The organism is Oleiagrimonas sp. (assembly GCF_027858935.1).
Taxonomy (GTDB): domain Bacteria; phylum Pseudomonadota; class Gammaproteobacteria; order Xanthomonadales; family Rhodanobacteraceae; genus Oleiagrimonas.
In genome coordinates, this window is record NZ_JAQIBU010000246.1 from 1 (window position 1) to 7,117 (window position 7,117).

Sequence of the window (7,117 nt, forward strand, 5' to 3'; positions counted from 1 at the left end):
ACGCCCTGCCCAATCTGTGTCGCTGCGGCAGCCAGCCACGCATCCGTCGCGCGATCCATCGCGCTGCCCGTCAACTCAGGGGATCAAGCACGTGAGTCTGCGCGTTCGTCTGTCACGCCGACGCTTCCTGCAAGTCATGGCCGGTACTGCCGGCGCCCTGGTCGTTGGCATCGGAAGCCTGCGCGCACAGGATGCGGACATCCCGCTGCAACTGCTCGGCGACGATCTGACCCGTCTGGGACCCTATATCCGCATCGAGTCGGACGGGCGCACCGTGATCGGTGCCCGCGATCCGGATTGCGGCGAAGGCACGCACACATCACTGCCACGGATCATCGCCGACGAGTTGGACGCCGACTGGAATCGAGTCGAAGTCGTGTCGCTGGGACCGGAGCTGATCCACGAGAACGACACCACGCAGTGGCGCTACGGACACCAGCGCAGCGGCGACAGCACCAGCATACCGGCGGCCTGGGAGGACCTGCGCCAGGCCGGAGCCCTGGCGCGCTGGCTGCTGCTGCAGGCAGCGGCGCAGCGCAGCAAGGTCAACGCGTCGAATCTAAGCTGCATCCGGGGCACGATACGCACGCCCGACGGTCGCAGCTATGGCTACGGCGACCTGGTCAAGGCCGCGCTCAAACAGGCCCCGCCGCAGGCGCCATTGCAGCTGAAGACGCCCGACCAGTATCGCCTGATCGGCCATCCCGCAGGCGACGTGAACGCGGCAGACTTGGTCACCGGCCGCATGCATTTTGCCATCGACCAGTACATGGCCGAGGCGCTGACGGCAGTGCTGGTGCACTGCCCGTGGCCGGACGGTCGGCTGGACCGCATCGACACCCGCGCGACCCTTGCCGTCCCGGGCGTGAAGCGGGTGCTGCAGCTCCAGCCGGAGCCCGGCCAGCCGCTTGGCACCACGCCTCTGGCGGCATCTGTGGCGGTGCTGGCCGAAGACACCTGGTCTGCGCTGCGCGGCCGCGACGCGCTGGAGATCAAGTGGGAACCCGGCAAGGATGCAGGCGCTTCCAGCGATCAGTTCAACCAGATCGCCAGGAATCTACTCGAAAGCCAGTCCGAACCCACGCGCCGGATCCGCGAGGATGGTGACTACAAGGATGCAGCCAAGCATGCGGCACACACCATCGATGCGCTGTTCACGCAACCCTTCCAGGCCCATGTAACCGCCGAACCGATGAACTGCCTTGTGCGCATCGGCACCGATCACGCGACCGTGGTGGTGCCGACCCAGGCACCGCAGCAGGCACTTGCCGTGGTCCAGCGATTGACCGGTCTGGACGCATCGCGCATCGACATCCAGATACCGCGCACCGGCGGCGGTTTTGGCCGCAGGATGGACCATGACTACCTCGCCGAGGCGGTGATGCTGGCCAAGGCCGCGCGCACCCCGGTCAAACTGATGTGGACCCGCGACCAGGACATCCGGCACGATGTCTATCGTCCCGGGGCGATCCACCGGATGCAGGCCCTGCTTGACCGCCGCAAACGGATCGTCGGGTGGAGCGTGCGCAAGGCAAGCGCCTCGGCCCTTGCGGGACGCGACGTGCCGGCCGACCAGATCTGGACCTCCGAGGCCTCCCCGGCCGCCCTTCCCGGCGGCCTGGTGGCGAACTTCAGCTCGGCCTGGTACGAACTGGACAGCATCCTGCCGCGCGGAGCCAACCGTGGCGGTTCCGACGTCGTCGATGCCTTTGCCACGCAGATGTTCATCGACGTGATCGCGCGGGACATGCGCCGGGATCCACTGGAACTTCGCATGGAGCTTCTGGGCGAAGCCCGGTCCCTTCCGGTACCCGGAACGGATCGGCTGATCGATACCGGGCGTCTGGCCAATGTATTGCAACAGGTCGCGGCACGCATCGAGTGGTCGCGACGACGCAGCAACGGACACGGACTGGGCATCGCCTTCCATCAGATGGACGGCGCGTACTGCGCGCACGCATTCGAATCCTCGGTACGTGGCAGCACCCTGACCATCCACCGCGCCGTATGTGCCGTGGATGTGGGTCGCGTGGTGAATCCACTGGGGCTCGAGGCCCAGGTCACCGGCGCGACCCTGGATGCTGTATCCACGGCTCTTGGCCAGGCCATCACCCTGCGGAACGGCCGGGTGCAGCAGCATGATTTCAAGGATTATCCGCTGGCGCACATGGCACAGCTTCCGAATACGGTGGAGGTGATCGTCGTGCCATCCGACGACACGCCCACCGGCGCCAGCGAACTGGCCATGCCGTCCGCGGCCCCCGCCCTTGCCAGTTCGGTCGCTGCCGCGACCACGGTGCACATCCGCCGCCTGCCGCTGATGAAGGAATTGATGCGCAAGCTCTGAATCGGTGAGGGGCGTCAGTGAAGCAAGCCGCCCGCGCCGGATTTCGGCGCGTCCGGCCCACAGCCCGGAGGCAGCGGACCTCCCGCCACGCGCGCGGTCGCGCACTCGACCGACTGCAGCGAGGATTCCGGCGCCGAGTCAGGACGGGCCGGCTCCTGCGAGGATGCACCCAGACCCGGCACCAGCGGCTTGGCCGGCGCCATGTCCAGGCGTCGGTCATCGGCATTGGTCGGTGGCGGTTGCGGCGGATCCGGAGCGCAGCCAAAACCGAGCAACCAACCGCCGCAGTGGAGCCGCACACCGCGTCCCATGTCGATGGTCTTGTGGAAGCTGGTCACGTCCACCAGGTCCTGCAGCCAGCGGGTCAGCAGGCCCTGGTTGTCAGGGGCCCAGTACTTGTCGAAGATCGTGGGCTTGTAGTGAAACCCCTTGTAGTGGCGAGTCATCACGTTTGAATTGCCTTGCGGCATGCGCTTGATGAAATCGGGTACGCCGTCAGGACGGCCCTTGCCGGCCTGCCCCGGGCCCGTGGCGGGATTGCTGAAACGGTCATCGTGGGACTGCGCCCAGGACGCGGTGTCCGGAACCTGCGCCAGTTGCGGTCGCGGCGTTTTCACGGGGGCCGGCGGCACCACCGATGAGACCTGCGCCGGGATGCTCGCCTGCGTCTGGAATTCGGGCACCGACTCCAGCCCGGTGGTTGCGCCGAGTTCGATCCTGGGCCCCTTGTGCGGTGCACCGGGAACTTCGGGGAGGCCCGGCTGCTGTAACGCCGTCGGCGGGATCTGGACTGGCTCTGGCGGAACAGCGACGGTCTCGGGTGGGGTCGCAGCGATCTGCTGGCGGGGCTGCATGGTTTCAGTATCGATCCGCGGTAACGCCGGCGACGGCTGCGGCGTCACCTTGACGGCAGCCTGCACATGCGTGGCTGCAGGCCCGGAGACATCGACATCAACGGCCAGCCCGGGCATCTCCACCTGGGGCCTGGCAGCGGGAAGGTCCACCGCTGGGGCGACCGGTTCCGGAACAATGGCCTGAACCGTGGACGGTGTGTTGATCTGGATCTTCGGCGGCGGTACAGCCATCGGCGAAGTTTCCATCACCACGCGAGGCGGTGGCGGTTTGGGCAAGGCCTTGGCCACTGAAGGCACCTTGGGCAGTGCCAAGGGCTTGGACGCCGGGGCAGGTTCGGGTTTCGCCGCATGCGTGGTTTTGGACACGGCAGGCGGCTTGGCAGGGGTTGGCAGTGGCTTCACATCCGGCGTGGCGGGGATCGGTGCAGGCGGGCTCGCAGGCTTGACCTTGACGCGACGCCGTACCGGTAGCGGTTTGGGCACGGATGCAAGCACCGGCGCGCGCGCCATGGGCCTGCTCACAACGCGCTTGCGCACGGGCTTGGGCGCTCGCGGCTGCGGCGGAACCGGGGGCGGGACCGGCGTCGCCGGAGGCCCGGATTCAATGAAACGCACCTGGATGGCGTTGTCCACGCCGCGGGGCATCGGTTCATCGCTGGGCTGTGGGCGGACCATCATCATGGCCACCAGCACCACGGCGTGAACCAGCAATGAAAGCACCCAGGACACCACGCTCAACCCCACCTGCCGCGGCGGCTTTCGCCAACGCATCTGATGAAGCATCAACCGCGTGGTGCGATTGAATGAACCCATGCCGGTCGCGATCGATCGCCGGGACATCGGCTCCCAGCGGTGATGCTCGGCAATCGGGATGTGTACATAACCCAGCGATTTCATGCGCGCACACCCGGCCCCACCGGCGACATGCCGTTTCTGGATCCCTGGGTGATCGCGTTGCTCGGCATGCGGCTTGCCTTCAGCTCGTGCATGGGATTCGTGGGTTGGGGCCTTGTGCGAAGGCAAACCTTAGCAGCGCATGGGTGCGGCGGCAGCCCCGCCATCACCAAAGTGACGCAGGCAGGCCATGCCTGGCGACGCACCAGTCATGCCTGCCTGCTGGGTTCGATGTCCCGACAGGGATCAAGTTCCCTGCCTGCGAACCTTACTCCTCTGGCCACACCCGTTCATGCACCCGCACGCGCATGAAGCGCCCGGGGGGATGGTCGCGGCGTGTGCGCAACACGCGCCCGTGGAACCAGTAGGACACGGCATAGGCCACCACGCGATCACCGGCATAGTAGGAACGCATATGGCAGCGTCGCTGATAGGCTCTGCGCGCGTACACTCGGCGGCCTTCGCCCGGAGTACTTTCGTGTCCGATCGCACCACCCACGACGGCACCGGCGATGGTCGCCGCGCGACGACCGTCCCCTTTGCCGACAGTATTCCCCAGGGCTCCGCCGATGACCGCCCCCAAAACCGTGGCTGCTGCCTGACGCTGTCCACCGACCACGGTGCGCTCCTCGATCGGCACCATGCGACATACACGCTCACGCGCATAAATCGGATCGTGGATCGGCCTGACGTCCAGGACCCGAACATAGGCGATGTCGTCATGCCGATCTCCGCGTTCGTCGTGGCCGCGGGCCCACGGTGGATCGGCCAGCACCACGGTGCTGGCGACGAGCGCAGTGATCAGGGTCAGACTTGCGATCAGTTGTTTCATGGCGCGGCTCCTGCACGGTGGTTCGAATGGTATTTTCCTGGCCGGCCTTGAATCGCTCTTTAACCGCTGGAAACAGCCGGTCAACCGATTGCGACGTGACGCGTTTCCGCGCCCCACTTGACCTCGGACTGCAAACAGGGAAGGCTTGGCAAGCTACCGCCATGACCGCCCGCCAAGCGCCTTGCGCCGAGGCGGAGAGCATTCCCAAGCGGACGACCATGACGGCCTCTTTCGCAACCTCGAAGGGAGGCAGGTCATGTCCCGCACACCTGAAAAGATCCGCAACATCGCCTTGGCAGGCCATGCCGGCGCCGGCAAAACCACGTTGTTCGAAGCCCTGCTGCTGGCCGGCGCACGCATCAACTCGGCAGGAAGCATCGAACGCGGCACCACCGTGTCCGACTTCGACCCGCTTGAACGCGAGCAACGGCACTCGATCGACACGTCTCTGGCCAGCATCGATCGCGACGCCTGCCGCATCCAGCTGATCGACACCCCCGGTTACGCCGATTTTCGCGGCCCGACGCTTTCGGCCATGAACGCGGTGGAAACCATGGCCGTCGTGGTGCATGCCGCGTCCGGCATCGAGCACGGCACGCGGCGCATGATGCAGTACGCAAGTCAGCGCAAGTTGGCGCGTGTCCTGGTGGTCAACGGCATCGATCAGGTCGACGGGTCGCTTGGTGACCTGGTGACGGAGCTGCGTGAGGTATTCGGCTCCGAATGCCTGCCGGTGAACCTGCCCTCCGGGCATGCAGCGAAGGTCCTGGACTGTTTCTTCCATGCCGAGGGCGAGACCGACTTTTCCTCCTTGGCCGAAGCCCATCGACAGATCCTGGACCAGGTGGTGGAGATCGATGAGACCGTGATGGCGCACTACCTGGACAACGGCGAGACGTCGATGGATCGCGGGGAATTGCACAACGCTTTTGAACAATGCCTGCGCGAAGGCCACCTGGTACCGATCTGCTTTGTCAGCGCGCGCACCGGCGTGGGGATCCCGGAGTTTCTGGAACTGGCCGAGCGCCTGTTGCCAAATCCGGCCGAAGGCAACCCACCGCCGTTTACGCGTCGCTTGGACCAGGATCAGGTCCCGGTGGAAACCACCCCGGACCCCGACCGGCATGTGCTGGCCGACGTGTTCAAGATCGTCAACGACCCGTTCGTCGGCAAGCTCAGCGTGTTCCGCGTGCACCAGGGCACCGTGCGCAAGGACTCGCAGTTGTTCATCGACGACGGGCGCAAGCCGTTCAAGGTCGGGCACCTGTTCCGGCTCGAAGGCAAAGACCACGTGGAGATCGAGATGGCTGGACCCGGCGAAATCGCGGCCGTGGCCAAGGTCGAGGACATCCATTACGGGGCGGTGCTGCATGACGCCGAGGCCGACCAGCACATCCAGCTGACCCCACTGGACCTTCCGCAACCCATGTTCGCGCTGGCGGTCGAGCCGTCCCGCAAGGGTCAGGAGCAAAAGCTGGCGCAAGCCATGCAGCGCCTGTGCGAGGAAGACCCATGCCTGCGGGTGGAACACCAAAAGGAGCTCAACCAGACGGTGCTACGTGGCCTTGGTCACCTGCACCTTGATGTGATGCTGGCCCGCATGAAGCTGCGCTATGGCGTGGACGTCAAGACGTGCCCGCCGCGAATCGCCTACCGCGAAACCATCCACAACAGCGCCGAGGGTCACTACCGGCACAAGAAGCAGACCGGCGGGGCCGGACAATTCGGCGAGGTGTATCTACGCGTGGAACCCTTGCCGCGCGGCGCAGGCTTTGAGTTCGTCGACCAGGTCAAGGGCGGCACCATCCCCGGCCAGTACCTGCCAGCGGTCGAAAAGGGCGTACGGCAGGCGATGGAAACCGGCATGCTGGCCGGTTACGCCATGCAGGACCTGCGCGTGGTGGTGCATGACGGCAAGCACCACCCGGTCGACTCCAAGGAAATCGCCTTCGTCACCGCCGGACGCAAGGCTTTCCTGGATGCTGTTGCGAAGGCCGGGCCGATGGTGCTGGAGCCGATCGTCAACGTCGAGGTGTTCATTCCCGAATCATGTGTCGGCGACATCACCGGCGCGTTGGCCGTGCGTCGTGGGCGTATCATGGGCACCCAGGTCATGCGGCGTGGCGAACTGATGATCAAGGCCCAGGTACCGCTGGCCGAACTGACCCACTACTCGACCGAACTCAAGTC

The 7,117-nt window shown here is 65.8% G+C and carries 4 protein-coding genes; 2 read left to right on the forward strand and 2 right to left on the reverse strand.

Annotated features, from left to right (window positions below; translation table 11 throughout):
• Nucleotides 1-91: 91 nt before the first annotated feature.
• On the forward strand, nt 92-2,347 hold the full coding sequence (locus tag PF446_RS09010) for a molybdopterin cofactor-binding domain-containing protein (protein WP_298071097.1): 2,256 nt from the start codon (nt 92-94) through the stop codon (nt 2,345-2,347).
• A 14-nt stretch (nt 2,348-2,361) separates the two neighbouring features.
• On the opposite strand, the gene PF446_RS09015 is transcribed toward PF446_RS09010, so the two are convergent.
• Both PF446_RS09015 and PF446_RS09020 read right to left on the reverse strand, forming a co-directional pair.
• A complete protein-coding gene (locus tag PF446_RS09015; RefSeq protein ID WP_298071098.1) occupies nt 2,362-4,098 on the reverse strand; it encodes a hypothetical protein in 1,737 nt (578 codons plus the stop codon).
• A gap of 265 nt (nt 4,099-4,363) precedes the next feature.
• A complete protein-coding gene (locus PF446_RS09020) occupies nt 4,364-4,927 on the reverse strand; it encodes a glycine zipper 2TM domain-containing protein (RefSeq protein WP_298071099.1) in 564 nt (187 codons plus the stop codon).
• 256 nt (nt 4,928-5,183) lie between these two features.
• Here PF446_RS09020 and fusA point away from each other — a divergent pair.
• The coding region (gene fusA, locus PF446_RS09025; protein ID WP_298071100.1) for an elongation factor G at nt 5,184-7,117 on the forward strand (1,934 nt) is incomplete at its 3' end.

Coding starts and splice junctions, on each gene's coding strand:
- PF446_RS09015 (WP_298071098.1), bottom strand. CDS start 4,098: ATGAAATCGCTGGGTTATGTACACATCCCGATTGCCGAGCATCACCGC.
- PF446_RS09020 (WP_298071099.1), bottom strand. CDS start 4,927: ATGAAACAACTGATCGCAAGTCTGACCCTGATCACTGCGCTCGTCGCC.